Source organism: Moorella sp. E306M (genome assembly GCF_006538385.1).
GTDB lineage: Bacteria > Bacillota > DSM-521 > Neomoorellales > Neomoorellaceae > Neomoorella.
This window is the reverse complement of sequence record NZ_BJKO01000001.1, coordinates 533,168-559,291: the sequence shown is the minus strand read 5'-3', so window position 1 is coordinate 559,291 and position 26,124 is coordinate 533,168. Positions and strand designations below refer to the sequence as shown.

21 protein-coding genes, 1 tRNA gene and 1 riboswitch are annotated in these 26,124 nt (G+C 52.8%); all 22 genes read left to right on the top strand.

Features of this window, described 5'->3' with window-relative positions:
- Positions 1 to 11: 11 nt before the first annotated feature.
- Entirely contained in the window at positions 12 to 980 is a 969-nt protein-coding gene (locus tag FLZ89_RS02900) for a hydroxyacid dehydrogenase (RefSeq protein WP_141304306.1), read from the top strand.
- A gap of 69 nt (positions 981 to 1,049) precedes the next feature.
- Positions 1,050 to 2,255, top strand: a complete 1,206-nt coding sequence (locus tag FLZ89_RS02895) for an MFS transporter (RefSeq protein ID WP_172613412.1) — start codon at positions 1,050 to 1,052, stop codon at positions 2,253 to 2,255.
- A gap of 188 nt (positions 2,256 to 2,443) precedes the next feature.
- Positions 2,444 to 3,457 (top strand): 2-hydroxyacid dehydrogenase, encoded by a 1,014-nt coding sequence (locus FLZ89_RS02890; RefSeq protein ID WP_141304304.1) that lies wholly within the window; start codon positions 2,444 to 2,446, stop codon positions 3,455 to 3,457.
- 263 nt (positions 3,458 to 3,720) lie between these two features.
- On the top strand, positions 3,721 to 4,506 hold the full coding sequence (locus tag FLZ89_RS02885; RefSeq protein ID WP_141265399.1) for an HpcH/HpaI aldolase family protein: 786 nt from the start codon (positions 3,721 to 3,723) through the stop codon (positions 4,504 to 4,506).
- A 30-nt stretch (positions 4,507 to 4,536) separates the two neighbouring features.
- The gene (gene dapA / locus FLZ89_RS02880) at positions 4,537 to 5,436 is read left to right on the top strand and encodes a 4-hydroxy-tetrahydrodipicolinate synthase (protein WP_216363819.1); all 900 of its coding nucleotides are present in this window, start codon (positions 4,537 to 4,539) and stop codon (positions 5,434 to 5,436) included.
- A gap of 18 nt (positions 5,437 to 5,454) precedes the next feature.
- Positions 5,455 to 6,420 carry a hydroxyacid dehydrogenase gene (locus FLZ89_RS02875; RefSeq protein WP_141304302.1) on the top strand — a complete coding sequence of 322 codons (966 nt, stop codon included), beginning with the start codon at positions 5,455 to 5,457 and terminating at the stop codon, positions 6,418 to 6,420.
- Positions 6,421 to 6,516: 96 nt separating this feature from the next.
- Complete coding sequence (larA, locus tag FLZ89_RS02870; RefSeq protein WP_141304301.1) at positions 6,517 to 7,803, top strand: nickel-dependent lactate racemase; 1,287 nt, start codon at positions 6,517 to 6,519, stop codon at positions 7,801 to 7,803.
- A gap of 25 nt (positions 7,804 to 7,828) precedes the next feature.
- Positions 7,829 to 8,281 carry a tripartite tricarboxylate transporter TctB family protein gene (locus tag FLZ89_RS02865; RefSeq protein ID WP_141265403.1) on the top strand — a complete coding sequence of 151 codons (453 nt, stop codon included), beginning with the start codon at positions 7,829 to 7,831 and terminating at the stop codon, positions 8,279 to 8,281.
- A gap of 11 nt (positions 8,282 to 8,292) precedes the next feature.
- Positions 8,293 to 9,816, top strand: a complete 1,524-nt coding sequence (locus FLZ89_RS02860) for a tripartite tricarboxylate transporter permease (RefSeq protein ID WP_141304300.1) — start codon at positions 8,293 to 8,295, stop codon at positions 9,814 to 9,816.
- 61 nt (positions 9,817 to 9,877) lie between these two features.
- On the top strand, positions 9,878 to 10,927 hold the full coding sequence (locus FLZ89_RS02855; protein WP_141265405.1) for a tripartite tricarboxylate transporter substrate binding protein: 1,050 nt from the start codon (positions 9,878 to 9,880) through the stop codon (positions 10,925 to 10,927).
- A 58-nt stretch (positions 10,928 to 10,985) separates the two neighbouring features.
- Positions 10,986 to 11,999: a uroporphyrinogen decarboxylase family protein gene (locus FLZ89_RS02850; RefSeq protein WP_141265406.1), complete on the top strand. Its 1,014-nt coding sequence runs from the start codon at positions 10,986 to 10,988 to the stop codon at positions 11,997 to 11,999.
- A 129-nt stretch (positions 12,000 to 12,128) separates the two neighbouring features.
- The gene (gene hyi, locus FLZ89_RS02845) at positions 12,129 to 12,917 is read left to right on the top strand and encodes a hydroxypyruvate isomerase (protein WP_141265407.1); all 789 of its coding nucleotides are present in this window, start codon (positions 12,129 to 12,131) and stop codon (positions 12,915 to 12,917) included.
- A 97-nt stretch (positions 12,918 to 13,014) separates the two neighbouring features.
- Positions 13,015 to 13,905, top strand: a complete 891-nt coding sequence (gene garR, locus FLZ89_RS02840) for a 2-hydroxy-3-oxopropionate reductase (protein WP_141304299.1) — start codon at positions 13,015 to 13,017, stop codon at positions 13,903 to 13,905.
- A gap of 167 nt (positions 13,906 to 14,072) precedes the next feature.
- On the top strand, positions 14,073 to 14,810 hold the full coding sequence (locus tag FLZ89_RS02835) for a FadR/GntR family transcriptional regulator (protein WP_141304298.1): 738 nt from the start codon (positions 14,073 to 14,075) through the stop codon (positions 14,808 to 14,810).
- 225 nt (positions 14,811 to 15,035) lie between these two features.
- Positions 15,036 to 15,123, top strand: a riboswitch (cyclic di-GMP riboswitch).
- Positions 15,124 to 15,281: 158 nt separating this feature from the next.
- Positions 15,282 to 15,509, top strand: a complete 228-nt coding sequence (locus FLZ89_RS02830) for a hypothetical protein (protein WP_141304297.1) — start codon at positions 15,282 to 15,284, stop codon at positions 15,507 to 15,509.
- A gap of 61 nt (positions 15,510 to 15,570) precedes the next feature.
- Positions 15,571 to 15,645: transfer RNA gene (locus FLZ89_RS02825), tRNA-Gly, on the top strand.
- Between the two features lie 196 nt (positions 15,646 to 15,841).
- Entirely contained in the window at positions 15,842 to 17,176 is a 1,335-nt protein-coding gene (gene tig, locus FLZ89_RS02820; RefSeq protein WP_141265411.1) for a trigger factor, read from the top strand.
- Positions 17,177 to 17,229: 53 nt separating this feature from the next.
- Positions 17,230 to 17,829, top strand: coding sequence for an ATP-dependent Clp endopeptidase proteolytic subunit ClpP (gene clpP, locus FLZ89_RS02815; protein ID WP_141265412.1), 600 nt, complete (start codon positions 17,230 to 17,232; stop codon positions 17,827 to 17,829).
- A 23-nt stretch (positions 17,830 to 17,852) separates the two neighbouring features.
- Positions 17,853 to 19,112, top strand: coding sequence for an ATP-dependent Clp protease ATP-binding subunit ClpX (gene clpX, locus FLZ89_RS02810; RefSeq protein ID WP_141265413.1), 1,260 nt, complete (start codon positions 17,853 to 17,855; stop codon positions 19,110 to 19,112).
- Between the two features lie 113 nt (positions 19,113 to 19,225).
- On the top strand, positions 19,226 to 20,944 hold the full coding sequence (lonB, locus tag FLZ89_RS02805) for an ATP-dependent protease LonB (RefSeq protein WP_141265414.1): 1,719 nt from the start codon (positions 19,226 to 19,228) through the stop codon (positions 20,942 to 20,944).
- 98 nt (positions 20,945 to 21,042) lie between these two features.
- On the top strand, positions 21,043 to 23,355 hold the full coding sequence (gene lon, locus FLZ89_RS02800; RefSeq protein WP_141265415.1) for an endopeptidase La: 2,313 nt from the start codon (positions 21,043 to 21,045) through the stop codon (positions 23,353 to 23,355).
- A 126-nt stretch (positions 23,356 to 23,481) separates the two neighbouring features.
- Complete coding sequence (locus FLZ89_RS02795) at positions 23,482 to 26,124, top strand: valine--tRNA ligase (protein WP_141304296.1); 2,643 nt, start codon at positions 23,482 to 23,484, stop codon at positions 26,122 to 26,124.

Sequence of the window (26,124 nt, the reverse complement as noted above, 5' to 3'; positions counted from 1 at the left end):
AGGACCCGGTTATGGCTAAAGTCGTAGTAGTCGATCCCATCCATGAAGCAGGGATAAAAGTCCTGTTAGCGGCAGGAATGGAAGTGCTATTGCCGCAGCGTTACCCGGAACCTGCGGAAATAGAGTCTTTATTATTGGAAGGAGAGGGGATAATCGTCCGGACTTATCCCCTGCGGGTCGAGGTCCTGGAGCGCTGTAAAAAATTGAAGGTAATCGCCAAGCACGGTGTCGGGGTGGATAACATCGATGTTCAGTGGGCTACGAGCAAGAAGATACCGGTGATATTTACACCAGGTGCCGCAACCAGCGCGGTTGCCGAGCAGGCCATAGCCCTGATGTTGGCAGTGGCCAAGAAGATTATTCGCTGTGATGCCGAAGTAAGAAAGAATAACTACTATTTCAGGGATTCCCTGCATACAGTGGAGTTATCAGGAAAAGTTCTGGGATTGATCGGCAGTGGACGTATCGGCAGCATGGTGGGACGGATCGGTCATTACGGATTTAATATGGAGGTCTTAGTATACGACCCTTACCTAAGTGACCAGAACCTGATCGCTGGCTGGGGGCGGCAGGTGGCAACGCTGGAAGAATTATTGGGGGCGGCCGATTTTATTTCTATCCACTGTCCCTTGACGCCGGAAACTCGGGGCCTGATTAATAGCGAGCGGTTGCGCCGGATGAAAAAGACGGCCATCCTAGTCAATACAGCCCGGGGGCCGGTTATTGACGGACCCGCCCTCTATCAGGCATTAAAAGAGGGCTGGATTGCCGGTGCCGGCCTGGATGTCTTCCCGGTGGAACCGCCGCCGGCCGAGGAGCCCTTACTTGAGCTGGATAACATAGTAGTAAGTCCCCATATGGGGGCGGTGAGCGAAGACGCCATGATCCGCATGGCCACCGCTGCCGTGCGGGGAGTTATCGCTGTCCTGCAGGGACAGCGGCCGGAACATTTAGTCAACCCGGAAATCTATCGCGAGTAATACCGAATTCCTTGAAAATGTTACTGCGCACGACAAATGGAAGCCCGGTTGATTGAAGGGGCCCGCTTTATGAATAATTGGAGAGCCAATTTATACAGCGCCGTGACCGTCCAGGTGATGGTGACGGCCTCTTTCCATATCGTTACCCCATTTTTACCCTTTTATATCGCCGAACTGGGTGTTACCGAGGCGCGGTTTTTGAGCAGGTGGAGCGGTTTTTTATTAGGTATAACCTCCCTCTTTACCGGGCTCCTTTCGCCTTTTTGGGGCAATCTCTCCGACCGCTACGGGCGCAAGCCCATGCTTATCCGTTCGGCCGGCAGCATTGCCCTTTTTACCTTTTGCACCAGCCTGGCAACCAACGTCTATCAAGTTTTGCTTTTTCGCATTCTTCAAGGGTCCTTCAGCGGTTTTTCACCCGCCGCCATGTCCCTTATAGCCACCAGCGTACCGGAGAACTATTTAGGCTACTCATTGGGATTATTGCAGGCTGGTCAGGTGATGGGGTTTCTTCTGGGACCATTGGTAGGGGGCATACTCTCCGACTTTCTGCCGTACCGTCGCGTTCTGCAACTGGGCAGCCTCATGGCGGTTATAGCGACCCTCTTCGCCAGTTATTGCATTCATGAGCGTTTCGAACCCGGGCAATTTAAAGATCAAAAGGGGGTCAGGGCTTCTTCCGTTTTCTCCTGGCCATCTTACATCTACGTAATGTTCACGGTGATTTTCCTTTCCCAGTTTGCCACCCGGGGTGTGGAGCCCCTTTTACCCCTTTATGTACGAAACTTGGTAGGTAACTCCACGGCCCTAAATACTTTTTCCGGTTTAGTAGTTGCGGTCCAGGGTATATCTTCGATCTTGGGCGCCGCTTGGACTGGGAGGCTGGCCCCTCGGATGGGATACAAGAGGTTGCTGATTTTTAATTTATTCGGTGCGGCCTTGTTTTATCTACCCCAGGGCCTGGTCATAAACATCTGGCTGTTGATGGCCCTGCGCTTTATCCAGGGCTTTTTCTTGGGCGGGCTGTTGCCCCTGGTCAACGCGTTAATCGGTTTGCTTACCTCGACAGAAAAGAGGGGCAGTGTTTATGGTCTAACCTCCAGTGCCTTCTTCTTCGGCAATTTTTCCGGGCCTTTTGTTGCCGGTTTCTGGTCCGCCCACTTTGGCCTTCGGTCAGTTTTTTATGTGGCCGCCAGCCTTCTTTTCATTAACCTTATCTGGGTGCTTGTTGAGATAGGAGAACCCGCAACTTCTGGCGGCTCAAGATACAATTAAAGAAAAATTTTTACATGCGAAGAGGAACTTTTCGTATCAATGTTTTATAAATAGACGCATCAAATCAAAAAAGGTTTTGGAAAGTGATGCAAGTTACCTTAGCGATATAACTTATGCCCTTGTAGTTATTATATTGGCTGGAAATTAAATCATATTTAACTTTTAATCATCTGTGGGAGGGATTTATATTGGCTAAATGGAACGTTTACGTAACCCGCCTGGTACCGCAGCCGGCCTTGGATCTCCTGGCGGAGTACTGCGACCTGGAAATCAACCCTGAAGACCGAGTATTAACCCGGGCGGAACTCCTAGAAAAAGTCAGGGGACGAGACGGTGTCCTCTGCTTACTTACGGACATCCTGGATGACGAGGTCTTTAAGGCGGCTAAAGGAGCTAAGATCTTCGCCAATGTGGCTGTAGGTTTTAATAACGTCGACCTGGAAGCGGCTACCCGTCATGGCATCATGATCAGCAACACCCCAGGGGTCCTCACCGAAGCCACTGCCGATATGGCCTGGGCCCTCCTCTTTGCCGTCGCCCGGCGGGTAGTAGAGGGCGACAGGTTTACCCGCGCCGGCAAGTATAAGGGCTGGGGTCCCCTTCTAATGCTGGGCCAGGAAATCACCGGCAAAACCCTGGGAGTTATAGGCGCAGGCCGCATCGGCACTGCCTTTGCACGGAAAGCTAAAGGGTTTGACATGAGGATCCTCTACCATGATGTCCGGAGGAGTGAAGCCTTTGAAGCAGCCACCGGCGGCACCTATGTAGACAAGGAGACCCTCCTTAAGGAAGCCGACTTTATTTCCTTGCATGTCCCCTTAATGCCTTCTACCAGGCATCTGATCAGCACTCCTGAACTCAAACTGATGAAGAAGACTGCCATCCTTGTTAATACCTCGCGGGGCCCGGTAGTGGATGAAAAGGCTCTAGTCCAAGCCCTCAAAGAAAAGGAAATCTGGGGTGCCGGTCTGGATGTTTTCGAAAACGAACCGGAGCTAACCCCGGGCCTGGCCGAACTCGATAACGTCGTCCTCTGCCCCCATATTGCCAGCGCCACCTGGGAAACCCGGACCAGAATGGCCCTTATGGCCGCAAACAACCTGCTGGCTGCCCTGCGGGGTGAACTGCCGCCTCAGTGCCTGAACCCGGAAGTATATTACCAGCAGCAGGGCAAAAGTAATTTACATGTCAAAAGGATCTAGCTTTAATTAAAAAAGCGTTGGGAGCTTCTACTGGAGTTTAATTTGCTAAGCGGCGGCATAGCCGACCTTTACAGAACTGTGGCCGTGCAGGTAAAAGCAACGGCCACTTTTCGTTTTATTTTTTATGCCTATTAACAGGCCATAAAATAAAAATATTTTTCCGGTCAAGAAGGAATTTTGCCATCAATGGCGAATAAATAAAATAGACAGACACATCAGATCACAAAATAACAAAGTGATCTCATAGTAAGGAGCTGACCTTTGTGCGGGAGAACAAAGTAAAAAAAGCCCTGGCCGATGGCGAAGTAGTTATCGGCACCATGATCTCCGAGGTCAGGGGGCCGGGTATTATCACCATGCTGGCTACGGCCGGCTATGATTTCGTCTATATTGACATGGAACATTCCTCTTACAGCATCGAAACCGTGGCCGACATGATAGCCGTCTCCAAAGCCACAGATATCGTGACAATTGTCAGGACGCCGGGTTTGTCGCGGCTGGCCTTATCCCGGCCCCTCGATGCCGGGGCGGAGGGGCTCTTAATCCCCCAGGTAGAGAGCGAAGAAGAAGTAAAGAAAATTGTTGAGTACACCAAGTATTACCCCTTGGGGGAGCGCGGTATGGCCCTGCGGCGCGCCCATTCCAACTTTGCCCCGGTGAAAACGGCCGACTATATTAAGCTGGCCAATGAACAAACTTTAATAGTCATCCAGATTGAAAGCGAGACGGCCATCCGCGACCTGGAAAAGCTCGTAAGTGTACAAGGAGTGGATGCGGCCTTTATCGGGCCTGCTGACCTTACCCAGTCCTACGGCATACCGGGCCAGACAGGAGACCCGCGGATTACCGCCGCCCTTGAACGTTTTATCCGCGTTTGCAATGATCACGGCGTGGCGCCGGGCATTCACGTCTATGACATGGATAGCGCTAAAAGGTGGATCGACGCTGGTATGAGGCTGATAGCCTACTCCAACGATATCAGCATGATCGTGGATACAGGCCGCAGGTATACTGCCGAATTAAAAGAATATGTAGCCTCAAAGTGCTAGTTACGATGCTAAATTATGGGGGTAAATGCAATGGCAAAATTTGTACCCAGGGGCATTATCCCGGCCATGGCCACACCCACCGACGAATGGGGCAATATTAATGAGAGCGCGCTGCGCAAGCTGGTCAATCATTTAATTGAGGGCGGGGTACACGGCCTTTTCCCGGTAGGCAGCCAGGGCGAGTTTTTTGCCCTGACATTTGAGCAAAAGAAAAAAGTGATTGAGATAGTTATTGACGAAACCCGGGGCCGCGTTCCTGTTTACGCCGGCACGGCGGCTCTGACAACGAAGGAAGCCATAGAAACTACTAAAATGGCCCGCGACCTGGGTGTTGATGCCGTATCCATCCTGACGCCCTTTTTCACCAACCTGAGCCAGAAGGAGGTTATCGGGTTTTACCTGGACATAGCCCGGGCCGTCCCCGACCTGCCGGTATTGCTTTACTCCAATCCGGGCAGGACCAAGGTGCCTATTGCGGTAGAAACCGTCAAAGAGCTGGCTGCAGTAGACAACATTGTCGGCATCAAGGACTCCAGCGGCGACATGACCCTTACGGCCGAATACATCAGGGTCACGCGGGATATGGATTTTTCTGTCCTGGCCGGCCGGGACACCCTGATCTATGCCACCCTCTGCTACGGCGGCACAGGCTCCATTACGGCTACGGCCAACGTGGAACCCCGCATAGCAGTAGAAATTTATGAAGCCTTTATGGCCGGCGATCACCGGCGCGCCCTGGAGGCCCAGTACCGCCTGGCACCGCTGCGCCTGGCCTTTGAACTGGGCACCTTTCCCGTGGTAATCAAGGAAGCCTTGAATATGATCGGCATCGACGCGGGTAAGGCCATCCGGCCCGTTGGTCCCCTGACGGAAGAAAACCGGGCTCGCCTGCGGCAGGTCTTGCAGGATATGGGCGTAGTAAAAGCATAGGGTGGTGCGGGAAGTCAAATGAAGAAGAAAGTCTTGATCGTCCAGCCGATCCACGAAAGCGGCCTGAAGGTGTTTGACGACCGGTTCGAGGTGCGGGTCGCTCCCGACCCGTCGGTAGAAACAGTTAAACGTGAGATCAAAGGTGTGGAAGGCGTTATCGTGCGCACGGCACCTTTTACCCGGGAAATAATTGCGGCTGCCGACAGCTTGAAAGTCATTGCCCGCCATGGTGTGGGCGTGGATAACATTGATCTTCGGGCGGCTACGGAAAGGGGTATCCTGGTACTCAATACGCCGGATGCCAATGCCGTTTCCGTTGCCGAGCATACCCTTACCGCCATAGGTGCCCTGGCCAAGAGGGTGCTCCCTATGGACCGGGCCACCCGCCGGGGCGACTGGGAAGCCAGGAATGAATACAAGGCCGTGGACCTGGACGGCAAGGTGCTGGGTCTGATAGGTATGGGCAGGATCGGGAGCATGGTGGCCAGGAAGGCTGCCGCCGCCTTTAACATGGAGGTAATCGCGTACGACCCTTATGTGCGGCCCGAAGTGGCGGCGAAAAATGGAGTTGTATTATATGAAGATTTGGACCGCATCTTCCGGGAAGCCGATGTTATATCCATTCACACTCCCCTCACGGCTGAGACCAGGGGCCTGGTAAATGAGGCCAGGCTGGCCCTGATGAAATCTTCGGCTTTCCTGGTGAACTTCTCCCGCGGTGGCGTGGTGGACGAGGAGGCTCTGTATCGCGCTCTTAAAGATGGAGTTATTGCCGGCGCCGCCCTGGATGTTTTCGAGGAAGAGCCCCCCTCACGAAATCATCCGTTATTTGAGCTCGATAATGTGCTGCTTTCTCCCCATAGCGCGGCCCTGACTCAGGAATGCGTGGTCAGGATGGCCACCGGCGCGGCCCGGGGGGTAGTAGATGTACTTACTGGTAAAAGGCCACAATTTGTGGTTAACACGGAAGTTTTAAAGCAATAGTAGTAAAACATTTACCTGCTAAGCAAAGGGCCTTAAGGGGGTTGCTTGCAGGACAAAATAGGACGTGGCGGGTCGACTGCAAGGGGGAATTTATTAGTGGCCAGGTATTCCGTCCCCAATGGTAAAAAAATGGTGGAATTTGAGATACCGGATGGAGTAGATGTGACCGTCGTTGAGTCCCGGAAACTTCCCGTCCTTCCCGACGCGGAACGGGCGATAAGGGAGGCTGTCGCCAACCCTATTGGCAGCCGGCGTCTGCGGGCTATGGTGCAACCGGGGCAGAAGGTGGCTATAATCGTTACCGATATTACCCGGAAACTACCGGAGGACATTATCCTGTCGGTTTTAATAGAGGAACTGCTGGCCGGCGGTATCTGCGTGAATGATATTACCGTAGTGGTGGCTACCGGGACCCACAGGCCCAATAGCCGCAAAGAGTTAGTTGATATGTTTGGTGAGGAAAACGTCACCCGCCTGCGCTTCGTCAACCACAACGCCTGGGATAAAGAAGGACTGGTTTATTTAGGCAAATCTCAAAGAGGCATACCGCTGGTAGTCAATAAATATGTGGCGGCAGCAGATATTAAAATCTCCACCGGGGTTATCGAGACCCACCTCCTGGCCGGCTACAGCGGCGGCGTAAAAAGCGTGGCTGTCGGGGTAGCGGGGGCGGAGACTATAGCAGCGACCCACAATTACCAGGTGATGGCAGAAACACGGCTGGGGGTGATTGAGGGTAACACCTTCCGGGATTTCTTGACCGAGGCCGCTATGGCTATAGGCCTGGACTTTATCGTCAACGTAGTCCAGACCGGCAATAAAGAATTGGTCCGGGTGGTGGCCGGGCACCCGGTGGCGGCTTTCCTGGAAGGCGTCAAGACGGCGCGGGCCATGTATGAGGTGGAGATTGATCATCAGGCGGATATTGTCATTGCCGGCGTAGGTTACCCCAAAAACCGCGACCTTTACCAGGCTACCAGGGCGGCCAACACCTCTATCTTCGGTCCCCGGCCGGTGGTGAAAAAAGGCGGGGTAATCATTATTCCGGCCAGCTGCGAAGACGGCTTCGGCCACCCCGGCTACGTAGACTGGATGGCCGCGTCCGGTGGGCCCGACGACATTATTGAACATGCCGCGAAGGAGGGTTTTGCCCCCGGGGATCAAAAAGCACTAATTTTGGCTTGGATTCTAAAACAGGCGCGGGTGGTTGTGACCGATTGTGAAATTCCTGCAGGAGAATTAAAAAAGGTATATTTAGAAGCCATGCCTACTTTGCAGGAGGCAGTGAACAGGGAAATTGCGGGTAGAACCGGTGTGAGGGTAATTATAATCCCGGATGCCCTTCTTACTTTGCCCATTTTGCGAAAACAGCAACACTTATAATTTTATCTAGCCGGGGGTGGTGGCGGTGAAGAAACATATAAGGACGACGGGCGTCTTTTTAATCATCGTTGGCGTGGCTATAATGGTCGACTCTGTTATGGTGCTTAAACTTGGAAATTATCATAATCCGGATTCTGGCTTTTTGCCCTTTTGGTACAGTTTACTGATGGTAATATTCAGCCTGGTGCTGGTAATCAGTAATTTGGGTGCTGATGACCGGCCGCAACCTTTTTGGGAATCCCTGCAATGGGTAAATCCCTTAATAGCTGTCATAATTATAGGATTATACGGTTTTATTATGGAAAAATTAGGATATTTACTCGCTACTTTTATATTTCTTCTGGTATGGGAAAAGCTTTTGGAGCATGAAAAATGGTTGAAAACATTAGTTATTTCCGTCTTCGGGACCATTTCATTATATTTAATTTTTGAGCATATGCTGGGAGTCCCGCTTCCGGCAGGCATTTTCGCTCTATAGGGGGGCAAGTAATGGGTATTTTTGAAGGTCTTTTTAACGGATTTTCCATTGCCCTGCAGGGCTACAACCTTTTATTTGCCTTTATAGGCTGCTTGCTCGGCACGGCCATCGGTGTCCTTCCCGGCCTCGGCCCGGCGGCTACAATATCACTACTCTTACCGGTAGTTTATAAAATGAGTTCACCGGCGACATCAATAATTTTTTTGGCCGGAATTTATTACGGTTCGATGTACGGCGGGTCGACGACTTCGATTCTCCTTAACTTGCCGGGTGAGGCGGCATCGGTAGTTACCGCGATAGATGGCTATAAAATGGCTTTGAAAGGTCGGGCAGGAGCGGCGTTGGGAATTGCCGCCATTGGCTCTTTTATCGCCGGCACTATCGGGGTGATTGGTTTGAGCATAGTCGCCCCTCCCCTGGCCGAATTTGCCCTGCGCTTTGGGCCCCCGGAGTACTTTGCCCTCACCCTTGTGGGGCTTTTGCTGGCGGTATTTCTTTCGGGATCGTCCATAGTAAAGGGGCTTATTGCCTTACTCATCGGCCTTTTGCTGGCGAGCGTCGGTCTTGATCCCATTACCGGTAAGGTCCGTTTTACCGGTGGAATTATAGGCCTTCAAGGCGGTTTTGATTTTGTAACTCTGGCCATGGGGGTATTCGGCATCGGTGAGATTTTATATAGCCTCGAACAAAACATTAAAGGTGAGATTGTAACTACAAAAATCGGCAAAGTTTTTCCTACCATAAAAGATTTCATAGAAGCGAAATGGGCGATTATTCGCGGTTCGTTAATCGGCTTTTTCGTTGGCATCCTTCCCGGCGGCGGGGCCGTAATTGCTTCCTTGGCGTCCTACGCCGTGGAAAAAAGGTGCTCCAAGAAACCGGAAGAATTCGGACATGGGGCCATATGCGGCGTTGCTGGCCCGGAATCGGCGAACAATGCCGCCTCCAGTGCCTCTTTTATACCTCTCCTTACGTTGGGTATCCCCGGTAATGCCTCTATCGCCATGATTTTTGCAGCGCTAATGATCCAGGGGGTAACACCCGGACCTTTCCTTGTAAAAGAGCACGCCGATGTCTTTTGGGGAGTTATCGCTTCGATGTATATAGGCAATCTGATGTTGTTGGCCCTCAATCTACCCCTTGTGGGTCTCTGGGTTCAACTTTTGAAGGTTCCTTTTGGGATTCTGGCACCGGCGGTGGTATTGTTCACCTGTGTAGGCGTCTACAGCATCGCCAACGATACCTTCAATATATATGCCTTACTGTTCTTCGGCCTCCTGGGCTATTTTATGCGCAAACTTGATTTTGAGCCGGGTCCGTTACCTTTAGCCTTCGTACTTGCCCCCATAATTGAGAATTCTTTAAGGCAGTCTCTTTTGATGTCGGGCGGCAGTATGGCCATCTTTTTTACCCGGCCAATAGCGGCGACTTTGTTCGCTATCTTTATAGCTCTGGTGATTGCACAAGGTCTGCAATCGTTATGTCAGCGAAAAAGGTCGAAGGTTTCGCCGGGAATGAGCACCGGCGAAGTTTAATACAGCCTTCGTAAAGCTATCTACGGGAAATAAACTTAATGGAAAGGGGTAGATAATTAAGATGTATCGTAAGAAAGCCTGGAGAATATTGGGTCTGTTGATGGTCGCCCTGCTGGTGCTCCTTATTGCCAGCGGCTGCGGCGGTAAATCTGCTACTCAGGACAATACCCCTTCTCAAGAGAAGAACGAAGGGGCTGCGGCAACAAGCAGTAAATATCCAGAAAAACCCATCACCATTATCGTTCCTTATGCGGCAGGCGGTTCTACCGATGCCTTGGCCAGGGCCATTGAAAAGGTTTGGACCAAATACTGCCCGCAGCCCGTCATGATTGTTAACAAACCGGGCGCTGGTGCTGTTGTAGGTCGGGAATTTGTCAAAACTTCCAAGCCCGACGGTTACACCTTAATGATAGGCTACGGTTCAGGGGAAGACCTAATCGGTCCCCAGTTGCAAAAAGTACCCTACGATCCTCTGAAGGATTTCACGCCTATTGCCAGGATGTCGATCCACTCAACCATTATTTGTGTTCCTGGCAACTCCCAGTTTAAATCAATGAAGGAGCTTATTGATTGGGCTAAAACTAGTAATCAGCCCGTCACCGCCAGCGTATCGACGGCTACGGGCAACGTCAATATCACCATGCGCGGGATCGGCAAAGTTACTGGCATTAACATCGTTCCCATACCCCATCAGGGTGGCGCCCAAGCTATTACCGACCTGATCGGCGGGCATGCCATCGTGGGCGGCGGTTCCGGCAACGAAGTGGCGCCCCATATTCAGGCCGGCAGGCTGCGTCCTCTGGCTGTAGATCTACCGGAGCGCGATCCCGCCTTCCCGGATGTACCGACTTTAAAAGAGCAGGGCATTAATTTCTACAGCTGGGGATCGGTTAAAGGTATTGCCGCTCCGGCCGGAACTCCTAAAGAAGTGGTTGATTATCTAGCCGACGTACTGAAAAAGGTAAGCGAAGATCCCGAGTTTAAAGAGTCAATGAAGAATCTCCATCAGCCCATCCTTTATATGGGTCCCGAAGAATTTCAGAAATTCTTCAAAGAGGCCTATGACTATTTCGGCAAGCTGATTAAAGACCTGAATATAACATTGCAATAAAAGGTTGTAACCCTTCCCTTCCCGTAGATAGCTTTACTTTTTGAAAGGAGATATTTCCATGAAGCCCATGTCCTCCCGAGAAAGATTCCTTACTGCATTGAAAAAACAGCAGCCCGACCGGGTGCCGTGGTTTGAGAGTTACGTCCACCGAGGTCTCGCCGACAGGATTGTCGGGCGCAAGACCGATTTGCCGCCGGGCTGGCGTACCCCACCGGACTTATATAAAATTCTCTGCCTTGATACCATAACGTATAACTTCAGGCCCCCCTTTTATGCCATCATGGAGAAGAACGGCGACGTAGAACAATTGAAGGAAGGCCTGCTCAAGACCAGGGACGACTTAAAGGCTTTAAAGGAGTTTCTACCCGATCCTGAGAATCCGGATTTTTACAGGGGCGCCGAAGAACTTTTATCCTTTGCCCGGCAAAACGGCCTGGCGGCCATTGCTGGTATCAGGGTGGGGTTGAGCAACACGTACAACAGCATGGGGTATGAAAACTTCTCCTACGCCCTTTATGACGACCCCGGTTTTATTGAAGAAAGTATGGAATTGATCGGCGAGTGGTGTATTAAGGTTATTGAGCGGGTAAATGATTTAGGTTTCGATGCAGCCTATATTTCCGAGGACATAGCTTTTAAATGGGGACCGATGTTTTCTCCGGAACACTTCCGGAAATATATGCTGCCCCATATGAAAAAGGTAGTTGATCACATAGCTATTCCCAGGATATACCATACTGATGGCAATCCCCTGCCCATGCTTAAAGATCTGGTGGAAGAGCTAAACATCTGCGCCATTGCCAATCTAGAGCATGGTGCCGTTGATATTTTCCAGGTGAAGGAAGAATGGGGAGATAAGCTCTGCCTCATTGGCAACATGGACCTGCATTATACCTTAACAATGGGTACTCCCGAAGAGACGGTATTAGAGGCCAAAGAGAAGCTCGAAAAGGTGGGCAAGGGAGGGGGCTATATTATTTCCAGTTCTAATGGCTTGACAGAATACTGCAAGGCGGAAAATATATTAGCTTTAAACGGAGCAATACTGCGGTACGGTGTTTATTTTGAATAGCTAACTTCCCTACCAGGGTTTTTTATACCCGTTTGGTTCCTGGTTTTCAGTGAAAGGGGGGGTTAAGCAAATGTCGTAAAGAACCATATCAAATGGACGAGATATAATCTAAAAGGAGGCGTTAAAAATATGCCAAAATTCGCCGCCAACTTAACCATGCTGTTTACCGAAGTGCCTTTCCTGGAGCGCTTTCAGGCCGCGCGGGAAGCGGGTTTCAAAGCGGTGGAGTTTCTTTTCCCGTATGAATACAGCATGGACGCGATAAAGGGCGCGGTAGAAGAAAACAATCTCCAGGTGGTGCTTTTTAACCTACCTGCCGGCGACTGGGCGGCGGGTGAGCGCGGCATTGCCGCCAACCCGCAGCGGAGGGAAGAATTCCGTGAAGGAGTTAAGCAGGCAGTGGCCTGGGCCCGCGCCCTGGGCGTGCCGCGGTTGAACTGCCTGGCCGGCAAGAGGTTAGACGCCTTCACTTTTGAAGAGCAGTGGCAGGCGCTGGTGGACAACGTCCGCTATGCGGCTGGAGTTCTGGGAGAACATGGCTTAAACCTCATGGTGGAACCCTTAAACCATTACGACGTACCGGGTTTCTTACTTAACACGACCGGACAGGTTTTGCAACTGCTTGCCGAGGTTGATATGCCCAACGTTTATTTACAGTACGACATTTATCACGCCCAGAAAGTAGAAGGAAATCTGACGGCTATCCTGCGCGAGCATCTGCCAAAGATCGGCCACATCCAGATCGCCGACAACCCCGGCCGGCACCAGCCGGGAACGGGCGAGATTAATTATCCTTTCTTGTTGCGGGAGCTGGACAACGTCGGTTATAAGGGTTATGTGTCTCTGGAATACATTCCGGTACCGGACACTCGCCGGTCTTTAGACTGGGTGGCAGCGTACGGGTACAGGCTAGATTAATTTGGGGAGTGCGTTAGCCCCGATAAAAGGAGTATGCCGCTTGGGCGGCACATTAAAACCAGGTAAAAATTTTGGCGAAAGGGGTAAAAAGAAAAAGATGAGTAAAATTGGCTTCATAGGACTGGGCATCATGGGCAAGCCCATGAGTAAAAACCTGCTGAAGGCTGGCTATGAGCTGGTCGTATATGATATTATTAAAGAAGCAGTAGACGATGTAGTGGCCGCCGGCGCGGAACCGGCCGGTTCCTGCCGGGAGGTGGGCGAACGCTGCGATAAGTTTATCACCATGCTGCCCAATTCCCCCCACGTCAAGGAGGCTGTCCTGGGGCCGAATGGTTTGCTTGAGGGTGCCCGGCCTGGTTCAATCCTTATTGATATGAGCTCCATTGACCCTATGGTTAGCAGGGAAATAGCCGGGAAGCTGGCTGAAAAGGGCGTGCGTATGCTGGATGCGCCGGTGAGCGGCGGCGAACCCAAGGCCATCGACGGAACTTTGTCGATAATGGTCGGAGGCAAACAGGAAGACTTTGATGAATGTTATAATATATTAAAGGCCATGGGATCTTCCGTGGTCCGCGTCGGTGACATCGGCGCCGGTAATGTGACCAAACTGGCGAACCAAATTATTGTCGCCCTGAACATTGCCGCCATGTCCGAGGCCCTGGTCCTGGCCACCAAAGCCGGCGTTGACCCGGAACTGGTCTACCAGGCCATCCGCGGCGGCCTGGCCGGGAGTACGGTCCTGGACGCCAAGGCGCCCCTGGTGCTGGCCGGTCAGTTTAAGCCCGGTTTCCGGATTAACTTGCATATTAAAGACCTGGCCAATGCCATGGCTGCCGGGCATGAGGTGGGAGTTCCCCTGCCGCTAACCTCTGTTGTTATGGAAATTCTGCAAGCCTTAAAGGTTGATGGCTTGGGTGACGCCGACCACGGAGCCATCATTCGCTTTTACGAAAAACTGGCACAAGTTGAGGCAAGAAAGCATTAGTGGTCCCCCTTTGCGAGGTCCAGGCTGCCTGTAAGCCGCCTGGACCTTTATGCCAAAAACTTGAAAGGGCATGATGTGGAGAATGATCCGAACTTGAGCGGTGCCAGAGGGGCAATAGGACAGCGAGGTCTTAGTGGAAACATTTTGGTATAGGTGCGTGAATAACCATGAAAGACGGGCTAATCATCCGCAAGAAGAAAATGTATGAAGAAGTGGTGGAACGCATTACCCGGTTGATTAAGAGCGGGGAGTATAAAGTGGGGGACCGCTTGCCGCCCGTTCAAGAATTGAGCGAAATGTTCGGTGTCGGTACCCCCACTTTAAGGGAAGGCCTCTCTGTCCTGGCCTCCAGCGGCATCCTGGAGATAAGGCACGGTAATGGCATTTATGTCAAGCGCTTTCCCTTGGAACCAGAGGACCTGATGGCCAAATTAAACGAGGTAGAATACCAGCAGTTGCTCTCCTGGGTTGAGTTTCGCCGGGCGCTGGAAGCCGAGGCTGCTGCCCTGGCCGCCGAAAGGAGCGACGAGGCGGATTTAGAGGCCATGGAAGCGGCAGAAATAAGGCTGGAAGAGGAGATAACCAGGGGAGAAATCACCATCGAACCTGACTACCAGTTTCACAACAGCATAGCTTTAGCCACCAAGAATCCTATATTTATCCAGACTTCTACCACTATAGAGCATATTATTCGGCAGTATTTTCATTTGAGTTTACGCTACGGCAGGACCTTGCCCTGGCACCGGGAATTGGTGGTGACTGAACACCGGAAAATATTGGAGAACATCCGCAAGAGACGACCGCGAGAAGCGCGCAATGCCATGCTGGAGCACCTCGACAACGTCTCCGGACGGGTGAAGCTTTTGGAGAGCCTGGCCGGGGGTAAGCAAATTGATGATCGTTAAGATGCGTTACTTAATCAAACCGGAGTATAAATTTAATTCATTTTTAAAGAGGGCTTAATACAATTATAACCCTGGCGTGCTATTATAAAAGCGAGCAAAGCCCTCTGACCTCCTTTTTAATATATACCCTACCACACCCGGATTGCCCGGGTTGTTTTTTTATTGCCCCAAAAAGTGGTATATTTTGCAGGAAAAAAAGCATTAATGTCGAATAGCGTAAAGGGTTACCGCTAAAGGCAAACCCCACCGAAAGGGGGGGACGCAAAGCCATGGGTCTAAGGCTTTTACGAGCTAAGATCGCCAGGCTGCCGGTACTTTGATGCTGCTGCAATTTTTAAGCATGAAGACAGGGGCGGCCTTTGGCGATGAGGCTGTCCTTTATTTTTTGTCTTCCATGAGGGTTGCTTCGCGCATGTGATCATTGCCGGGAAGGGGTAAAATTAATGAATAAAACCATAGGGTTATTGTCCGATGGCCTGCCGGGATAAACTCGTTAACCAGGAAGTACTGGAAGCCCTCCTGGACGATTACCTGCGCCGTAAGACTTTGCCGGCAACCTATAAAAACTATCTTTTGAGGTTAATCGAAGGCCAGGTTAACATACTCGTTCACAATCTTTTACAAATGGTTGATGGCGAGGGCGTTAATGAACCTGGCCGCTGCGTTAAATTGTCACAGCCCGGTGGGCAGAAAACTTGACAGAACCGGAGCTATCTGTTAATATATCGCTACGGAAAGCGTGGTAGTGCCTGAATAACGGGCGGAAGTAGCTCAGCGGTAGAGCATCGCCTTGCCAAGGCGAGGGTCGCGGGTTCAAATCCCGTCTTCCGCTCCATATTTTTGGCTTGGGGGGACCTCGGATCGGGTTTTTACCTGTCCGAGGTGTTATTCTACTAGCTTGTTTTTTAGTAGGCGCGGCAGGAAAAGGTAGACAAAGCGGCGAAATAAAATTGCTGATAGTATTTTATGCTAAATGGATGGTCATAATGAATGGCGTCCAGTAGTCGGGAGCAGGGAGGAGCAAGTAGGTAATGAAGGCTACCGTCGAGAAGTTAGATAAGCATCAGGTACTTCTGGAAATTGAAGTTGAAGCACCCAGGGTACAGAAAGCCCTGGATCAAGCTTACCGCCGCCTGGTAAAGCGGGTAAACATCCCGGGTTTCAGGAAAGGCAAGGCACCGCGTTTTATCCTGGAACGGTATATCGGCAAAGAGCCTATCTATAATGAGGCGGTAGAAATTGTTATTCCACCGGCCTATAAAGAAGCAGTAGCCGAGCACCAGCTGGAACCCATCGATCACCCTGAAGTGGAAATAGTCAAGGTGGAAGAGGGCGAGCCTTTAATCTTCAAGGCCAGAGTAGAAGTCAAGCCGGAAGTCCACCTCGGCACCTACAAAGGCTTGGAAGTGGAACGGCCGGAAGTAAAAGTTAGCGAGGAGGATATCGACGCCTATCTGAAAAGCTTACAGGAGCGTTATGCTACCATCAAGAACATCGAAGATGAACCGGCGGCTGCGGGGGATATTGTCGTCATTGATTTTAAAGGGACGGTAGAAGGCCAGCCTTATCCAGGTTTAGAAGGAAATAATTATCATCTGGAATTGGGGTCGGGTACCTTTGTCCCCGGCTTTGAGGAACAACTGGTAGGTGCCCGTCTAAACGAGGAACGTACCGTTACCGTTACCTTCCCTGCCGACTACCACAAAGAAGACCTGGCGGGCAAGGAAGCCGTCTTCCAGGTTGCCATCCGGGGCATTAAACGAAAAGAGCTGGCCCCTCTGGATGATGAATTTGCCAAAGACGTCAGCGAGTGCGAGACTCTAGCCGAACTGCGCCAGGATATCCGCCGCCGGCTGGAAGAGAGACAGCGGCAAGAGATTGACGCTGCCGTAAGGCAAGCTGTAGTGGCCAAGGCCGTAGCGGCAGCCACGGTGGATTTACCGGAAATCATGGTTAAACGGCGGATCGAATCCCGGCTCAGGGAACTGGAACGCAACCTGCATGCCAGGAAAATAACCCTGGGGGAGTTCTTAAATAATACTGGTAAGACTATGGATGATTTAGAGAAAGAATTCCAGCCCGGGGCGGAAAGGGATGTAAAGACCGAACTGGTGCTGGAAGCCATTGCCAAGGCCGAAAATATTGCGGCCACGGAAGAAGACATTGAGGCGGAAATTGAGAAGATGGCCAGGATCTTCCGCCAGGATGCAGCCGAAGTACGGAAGAATCTGGGCGACTTGTCCCTCCTGAAATACGATATAATGATTAAAAAGACCATAGATTTTCTGGTCGAGCACAGTGTGGCCGTACCTCCCCGGGAAGGCGGAGAAGGGGAGACAGGAGAAACTGCTGCGACGGAAGGCTAAAAGGAGTAGAAGCGGTTGTGGAAGGAATTTTTACCATGGAGGTGGGGTAAGGAGTGTCAATCCTGGTACCGGTAGTAGTTGAGCAGACCAACAGGGGCGAGCGGGCCTACGACATTTATTCCCGCTTGCTGAAAGACCGGATTATCTTCCTGGGAAGCGCCATTGACGATCATGTAGCCAATCTGGTGATTGCCCAGATGCTATTCCTGGAGGCAGAAGATCCCGATAAAGATATCCACCTGTATATCAACAGTCCTGGTGGTTCCATCTCAGCCGGGATGGCTATCTTTGATACCATGCAGTATATCCGGCCCGATGTTTCCACCATCTGTGTCGGCCTGGCAGCCAGCATGGGCGCTTTTCTCCTGGCTGCCGGTGCTAAAGGCAAGCGTTTTGCCCTGCCCCACAGTGAAATTATGATTCACCAGCCCATGGGTGGCACCCAGGGGCAGGCGGTGGATATCGAGATTCATGCCAGGCGTATCCTGGCCATCCGGGATACATTAAACCGTATTTTAAGCGATATCACCGGTAAACCGGTGGAACAGATTGCCAGGGACACCGACCGCGATCATTTCATGACCGCCCAGGAAGCGAAGGAGTACGGTTTAATTGATGAGGTGATCACCAAGCGCGAGTTGCCCGGTAAATAGGGACAGCGAGGTGAACTAAAACCATGTATAAATACACGGACGATAAGGGCCAGCTGAAGTGTTCTTTTTGTGGTAAACTTCAGGACCAAGTCAAAAAGCTGGTCGCCGGTCCTGGCGTCTATATCTGCGACGAATGTATTGAGCTGTGCAATGAGATAATCGAAGAAGAACTGAGCGAGGATCTGAACCTGGAAATGGGCGAACTGCCAAAACCCAAAGAGATCCGGGAAATCCTCGACCAGTATGTCATCGGCCAGGATAAAGCCAAGAAAGCCATGGCGGTAGCCGTTTACAACCACTACAAGCGCATCAACCTGGGCATGAAGATGGATGACGTCGAGCTCCAGAAGAGTAACATCATCATGCTCGGGCCCACCGGCAGCGGTAAAACACTCCTGGCTCAGACCCTGGCCAAGATCCTGAATGTACCCTTTGCCATTGCCGACGCCACTTCCCTTACGGAAGCCGGTTATGTAGGCGAGGATGTGGAGAACATCCTGTTAAAGCTAATTCAGGCGGCCGACTACGATGTGGAGAAGGCGGAAAAGGGTATCGTCTATATCGATGAAATAGATAAAATCGCCCGCAAGTCGGAAAATCCGTCCATTACCCGGGACGTATCGGGCGAAGGTGTCCAGCAGGCCCTCCTCAAAATCCTGGAAGGGACCATCGCCAGTGTACCTCCCCAGGGAGGGCGCAAGCATCCCCATCAAGAATTCATCCAGCTGGATACCACCAATATCCTCTTCATCTGCGGCGGCGCCTTCGACGGCCTGGATAAGATCATCAAAAACCGCATCTCCCAGAAGACCATGGGCTTTGGTGCCGAAATTCACGGTAAAAAAGACATCCAGGTAGGCGATATCTTAAAGCAGGTCCAGCCGGTCGACCTATTGAAGTACGGTTTGATCCCCGAGTTTGTCGGCCGCCTGCCGGTTATCGTCACCCTGGATGCCTTGGACGAAGATGCCCTGGTCCGGGTCCTGACAGAACCCCGCAACGCCCTGGTGAAGCAGTACCAGAAGCTGTTTGAAATGGACGGAGTCACCCTTGAGTTTAAAGAAGATGCCCTGCGGGCCATTGCTAAGGAAGCCCTGAAACGAGAAACCGGCGCCCGGGGCTTAAGGGCCATCCTGGAAGAGATAATGCTTGACGTAATGTATGAAATACCTTCGCGGAACAACATCACCAAGTGTATCGTCACTAAAGATGTGGTCATGCGCAAGGAAGAGCCCCTGCTTTTGACGGTAGAAAGGAAGAAGAAAAAAGAAGAAACAGCTTGATGATAAAGGATGATAAAGGCGGTAGCGGGAAAGCTACCGCCTTTTTGGATAAAATCTTCCTTTCCGGATAAAACTTTAGGTAATCGAGATATCCGGAAAGGAGTAAAAGACCAATGTATGAATGGGGTCAAGGTCTGGGAGGAGTATTAAGTTTTATCCAGATATTTTTTGCCGTGGTAATCGGCCTCTATTTCTGGAACCTTTTGCGCAACCAGCAGGGCAACCGGGTCGCTGTCGAGAAGGAATCCCGTAAAGAACTGGAGAAACTCCAGCGTATGCGGGAAATATCCCTGTCGGAGCCCCTGGCGGAAAAGACGCGTCCCACCGCTTTTGAGGAAATAATCGGCCAGGAAGAAGGCCTGAAAGCCCTCAGGGCCGCCCTCTGCGGCCCCAACCCCCAGCACGTTATTATCTACGGACCCCCAGGGGTAGGCAAGACGGCGGCCGCCCGCCTGGTTCTGGAAGAAGCCAAAAAAAACCCCCTTTCCCCCTTTAAAGAGACAGCCCGGTTTGTCGAAGTGGACGGGGCGACCTCGCGTTTTGATGAACGAGGCATTGCCGATCCCCTGATAGGTTCCGTGCATGACCCCATCTACCAGGGTGCCGGTCCCTTAGGCATGGCCGGTATTCCCCAGCCCAAACCCGGTGCCGTTACCCGCGCCCATGGCGGCATCCTGTTTATAGATGAAATTGGCGAGCTGCATCCCATCCAGATTAACAAGCTCCTCAAAGTCCTGGAAGACCGGAAGGTGATCCTGGAGAGCGCTTACTACAGCACGGAAGACAGCAACATCCCCAGCCATATTCATGACATTTTCCGGAACGGCTTGCCGGCCGATTTTCGCCTGGTAGGAGCGACGACCCGCTTGCCCCAGGAAATCCCGGCCGCCATCCGGTCGCGCTGCCTGGAAGTTTTTTTCCGCCCCCTGCAGGCAGAAGAAATCGGCATCATTGTCCGCAATGCGGCCAGGAAGATAAACTTAACCATTTCCACAGCCGCCGTAGAAATAATCAAACAGTATGCCACCAACGGCCGCGAAGCCGTTAACATGGTGCAGCTGGCAGCCGGCCTGGCCCTGACGGAAAAGCGCCAGGAGATTACCCGCGAAGATGTGGAATGGGTGGTAACCAGCTGCCATTATACCCCCCGCCAGGACGGCCGGGTTTCATCTGAGCCCCAGGTGGGCGTGGTCAACGCCCTGGCCGTCTACGGTCCCAGTATGGGCCTTTTAGTAGAGATGGAGGCCAGCGTCAATTTTGCCGGCCACCGCCGCGGCCAGGTTACCGTTACGGGCGTCATCGAGGAAGAAGAAAGCGGAAGTAGCGACGGCCGCCGAATGCGGCGCCGGAGCATGGCCCGCAATGCGGTGGATAATGTATTGACCGTCCTGCGCAAGCTCTTACCGGTAGATGTGCGGGATTATGATATTCACCTCAATTTTCCCGGGGGAGTACCGGTAGATGGCCCTTCCGCCGGTATCAGCATGTTAACGGCTGTTTATTCCGCCTTTACGGATATACCGGTTAACAACCTGGTAGCCATGACCGGGGAAGTTTCTATCCGGGGCACTGTCCGGCCGGTGGGCGGCGTGGTGGCCAAGGTAGAAGCGGCCCGCCTGGCCGGGGCGAAAAAAGTGCTCATTCCAAAAGATAACTGGCAGGAAATATATCGCTCTTTTACGGATATCCAGGTAATACCCGTTCAAACAGTCAATGAGGTCCTGGAACAGGCCTTAATGCCGCGGACAAAGTCTAGCAGCCATGAAAGTTTCAAATCCCGTCCCCAGGTTTTAAGCGCAACGCCTTTGCCGTCTCATCCTTTAAGCTGCTAAAGCTATTGCAATAAGACGAATAATGCCGTAGAATATATTAGAATAATTACCTGGACAGATAAAAGTATATACAAGGGAGCACCGTGGAGGTGTAAAGTTTGAGCCGGATCCTTCCCCTGTTGCCCCTGCGAGGGGTTATTGTTTTTCCTTACACGGTAATTCACCTGGATGTCGGGAGGGAACGTTCGGTCAGTGCCATTGAGGAGGCAATGCTAAGGGACCGGGTTATTTTCCTGGCCATGCAGAAGGAGGCCCAGGATGACGATCCCGGGGAAGATGATATATATACTACCGGGACGATAGCTGAGATAAAGCAATTATTAAAATTACCCGGCGGCACCATTCGTATCCTGGTTGAGGGTATCCGGCGGGGAAAGATTAAGGAATATTTGAGCCATGATCCCTTCCTTAAAGTCGAAGTTGAGGAGGCTCCGGAGCCTGCCGAAACTTCCAGCGAAATCGAAGCCCTCATGCGCTGCCTGATCGATGAATTTGAGACCTATGTAAAGATGTCCAAAAGAATCCCCCCGGAGACGGTAGTGGCTGTCGTTAGCCTGGAGGAACCGGGACGGCTGGCCGATGTGGTAGCTTCCCACCTTAACCTTAAACTGACGGATAAACAGGCCGTCCTGGAAGCGGTAGATATTAAGGAACGCCTGAACCTCTTGTGCGAGATCCTGGCCAAGGAAAAGGAAATTCTGGAACTGGAACGCAAGATCAACTTGCGCGTCCGCAAGCAGATGGAAAAGACCCAGAAAGAGTACTACCTGCGCGAGCAGATGAAAGCCATCCAGAAAGAGCTGGGGGAAAAGGATGAAAGGGCAGCCGAAGTTGAGGAATTGCGGCAAAAAATTGAAGCAGCCAGGTTGCCCAAAGAGGTGCGGGAGCGGGCTTTAAAAGAAGTTGAGCGTCTGGAAAAAATGCCGCCCATGGTTGCCGAGGCTACGGTTGTCCGCAACTACCTGGACTGGCTTTTGAGTTTACCGTGGAACAAGCAAACCCGGGACCGCCTCGATATAAAAGTGGCCGAGCGCATCCTGGATGAGGATCACTATGGCTTACAGGAAGTCAAGGACCGCATCCTGGAATACCTGGCCATCCGCCAGCTGGCCAGGAAGATGAAAGGCCCCATCATCTGCTTTGTCGGGCCGCCGGGGGTAGGCAAGACATCCCTGGCCAAATCCATTGCCCGGGCCCTGCAGCGCAAGTTTGTGCGCATATCTTTAGGCGGGGTTCGGGATGAAGCCGAGATCCGGGGCCACCGGCGCACCTATGTGGGCGCCCTGCCGGGGCGGATAATCCAGGGTATGAAGCAGGCAGGTACCAGGAACCCGGTCTTTTTACTGGATGAAATCGATAAACTGAGCAGCGACTTTCGCGGCGACCCGGCTTCCGCCCTGCTGGAAGTCCTGGACCCGGAACAGAACTATATGTTTAGCGATCACTATATTGAAGCTCCCTTTGATCTCTCCAGGGTAATGTTTATTACCACGGCCAACGTCGAATACTCCATCCCGCGGCCGCTCCTTGACAGGATGGAGGTTATCCGCATCCCGGGTTATACCGAAGAGGAAAAAGTTAAAATCGCCGCCCTGCACCTGGTGCCCAAACAGATCAAGGAACACGGCCTGAAAAAGGACCAACTGGAAATATCAGAAAATGCCCTGCGCCGGATTGTACGGGAATACACCCGGGAAGCCGGGGTGCGCAACTTGGAACGGCAGATTGCCACCATTTGCCGTAAAACGGCCCGGGATATTGTCAGCGGTAAAACTAAAGCAGTTAGAATTACCGCCGGTAATGTAGAAGATTACCTGGGTATACCCCGTTACCGGCACACAGAAGCTTTCCAGAATGAGATGGTAGGGGTGGCCAACGGGCTGGCCTGGACTGAGGCCGGAGGCGAGGTGCTCAATGTAGAAGTTTCCGTCATGAAAGGCAAGGGTAACCTTACCCTGACGGGGAAACTTGGTGACGTCATGAAAGAATCGGCCTACGCCGGCTTCAGCTATATTCGCTCCCGGGCAGACACCCTGGGGCTGGAAGCCGACTTCCATGAGAAGCATGACCTGCACATCCATGTGCCCGAGGGTGCCATCCCCAAGGACGGGCCCTCTGCCGGAATCACCATGGCCACGGCCATGGCCTCGGCCCTTATGGGGGTACCGGTGAAAGGTGATGTGGCCATGACGGGCGAGATTACCCTCCGGGGCCGGGTGCTGCCGGTAGGCGGTATTAAAGAAAAGATCCTGGCTGCTCACCGGGCAGGGGTGAAAAACATCATTCTTCCCCGGGAGAATGAAAAGAACCTGGAGGACATCCCGGCCAATATCCGGCGCAAGCTCAACTTCATCCTGGTGGAGCATATGGATGAAGTCCTCAAGGAAGCCCTGGTGAGGAAAGAAGAATAACAGACAATACTTGACAGCAAGAGGCAGAAATCAGTAAGATAGTACCGTAGAGAGCGCCATTAAGGCTTATCTCCCCTCGTCCGTCCGGGCGGATGGGGGTTTTTTGTAGGTAAGGAGGCAAGCGTTTTGGCTGCGCTAGACAAGGTCTACGATCCTAAAGCCGTAGAAGAAAAATGGTACCGCTACTGGACTGAAGCAGGCTATTTCCGCGGTCCCCTGCCGGCAGCGGGCCAGCAACCCTTCAGCATAGTTATGCCCCCGCCCAACGTTACCGGGAGCCTGCACCTGGGACATGCCCTGGATAATACCTTGCAAGACATCCTTACCCGCTGGCACCGTATGCGGGGGGATGCCACCCTGTGGGTGCCGGGTACCGACCATGCCGGTATAGCCACCCAGGCCCGGGTGGAAGAAGAGCTGGCCAAGGAAGGTTTGAGCAAATATGACCTGGGCCGGGAGAAGTTCCTGGAGCGAGTCTGGGCCTGGAAGAACGAGTACGGTGACCGCATTACCAGGCAGCTGCGCCTCTTAGGTACCTCCTGCGACTGGAGCCGGGAGCGTTTTACCATGGACGAGGGCTGCTCCCGGGCCGTGCGCGAGGTCTTTGTCCGCCTCTACGAAAAGGGCCTTATATACCGGGGCAACTATATTATTAACTGGTGTCCCCGCTGCCAGACCACCATTTCCGATATCGAGGTGGAACACGAGGAAGAGGACGGCCGCCTCTGGTATATCCGCTATCCCTTTAAAGACGGTAGCGGCAGTATCACCGTGGCCACCACCCGACCGGAAACCATGCTGGGCGATACGGCCGTAGCCGTGAACCCGGAGGACGAACGTTACCGGGACTTAATCGGGAAAACCCTGATCCTCCCCCTGGTCAACCGGGAAATCCCCCTGATCGCCGACAGCTACGTCGATCCTTCTTTCGGCACCGGGGCCGTCAAAATAACGCCGGCCCATGATCCCAATGACTTTGAAGTGGCAGCCCGGCATAATCTCCCCGCCATTACCGTCATCGGCAAGGACGCGGTGATGACGGAAGAAGCAGGTCCCTACGCGGGTATGGACCGCTACGCCTGCCGCGAGAAAATAGTTAGTGACCTGAAAACCCAGGACTTCCTGGTCAAGGTGGAAGACCACACCCATGCCGTGGGGCACTGTTATCGCTGTGGTACTGTGATTGAGCCCCTGGTCTCACCCCAGTGGTTCGTGCGCATGGCTCCGCTGGCGGCACCGGCCATCCGGGCAGCGAAAGAAGGCAAGGTACGATTTATCCCGGAACGCTTCACGAAAATATATCTGAACTGGCTGGAGAATATTCGCGACTGGTGCATATCCCGCCAGCTCTGGTGGGGCCACCGCATTCCCGTCTGGTACTGCCAGCAGTGCGGTGAAGAAATATGCGCCGTAGAAGATCCTGTGGAGTGCCCGGCCTGCGGCAGTACGGCCCTGGAACAGGATCCCGATGTCCTGGATACATGGTTCAGCTCCGCCCTCTGGCCTTTTTCCACCCTGGGATGGCCGGAAGATACGCCGGAACTGAAAACCTTCTATCCTACTTCCGTCCTGGTAACAGGCCGGGATATCATCTTTTTCTGGGTCGCCAGGATGCTTTTCATGGGCCTGGAGTTCATGGGCCAGGTGCCCTTCCGGGAGGTTCTTATCCACGGCCTCGTCCTGGACGCGCAGGGGCGCAAGATGAGCAAATCCCTGGGAAACGGCGTCGATCCCATGGAGGTTATCGAAAAATACGGCGCCGACTGCCTGCGCTTTATGCTGGTTACCGGCAACACGCCAGGGAACGATCTCCGTTTTCATCCCGAACGCCTGGAGGGCACCCGCAATTTCACCAATAAAATCTGGAATGCGGCCCGCTTTGCCCTCTTGAATCTAGAGGACTTTAAACCCGTTCCCCTTGAGGCAAAAGAGCTGGCCCTGCCCGACCGCTGGATTTTAAGCCGTTTGAACCGGCTTATTCGCGAGGTCACGGAGGGCCTCGAGGCCTATGAAATCGGTGAAGTGGCCCGGCTCCTTTATGACTTTTTCTGGGGTGAATTTTGCGACTGGTATATTGAACTAATCAAACCCCGCCTGTACGGCAAGGATCAAAAAGCCCGGCAGGTGGCCCAGGGAGTCCTCGTGGAAGTCCTGGGTAAAAGCCTGCTGCTCCTCCATCCCTTTATGCCCTTTATTACCGAAGAAATATGGCAGCATTTACCGGGAAAAAGGGAGAGCATCATGATCAGCTCCTGGCCCCGGGCTTTGCCGGAGCGGGATGACGATGACGCAGAGAAGGCCATGGAACTCGTAATGGCTGTCATCAGGGCCATCCGCAACCTGCGCAGCGAAATGAATGTACCCCCGGGACGGCCGGCCGAGGTCATCCTGGTGGCAGAAGCGGAGGAAGATCGACAGATATTGCAGCAGGCCTCCCTTTACCTGGAAGTGCTGGCGGCGGCCAGCCCGGTGCAGGTGAAGGCTGCTTTATCCCAGCCACCCGCCCGGGCGGCAACGGCGGTCACCGGCGGCGTCCAGGTGTTCCTGCCCCTGGCCGGCCTGATTGACCTGGAAAAGGAACAGGCCCGCCTGGAGAAGGAACTCAAGAATACCCGGGCCGAGCTGGAGAAGGTGGAAAAGAAGCTGGCCAGGGTAGACTTCCGCACCAAAGCCCCGGCGGCCATTGTAGCCAAGGAAGAAGCCCGGGCGGCGGAATTAAAGAGCAAGATAGCGGCTTTGAGCCAGCGCCTGAGCTTCCTAAAGGGTTAG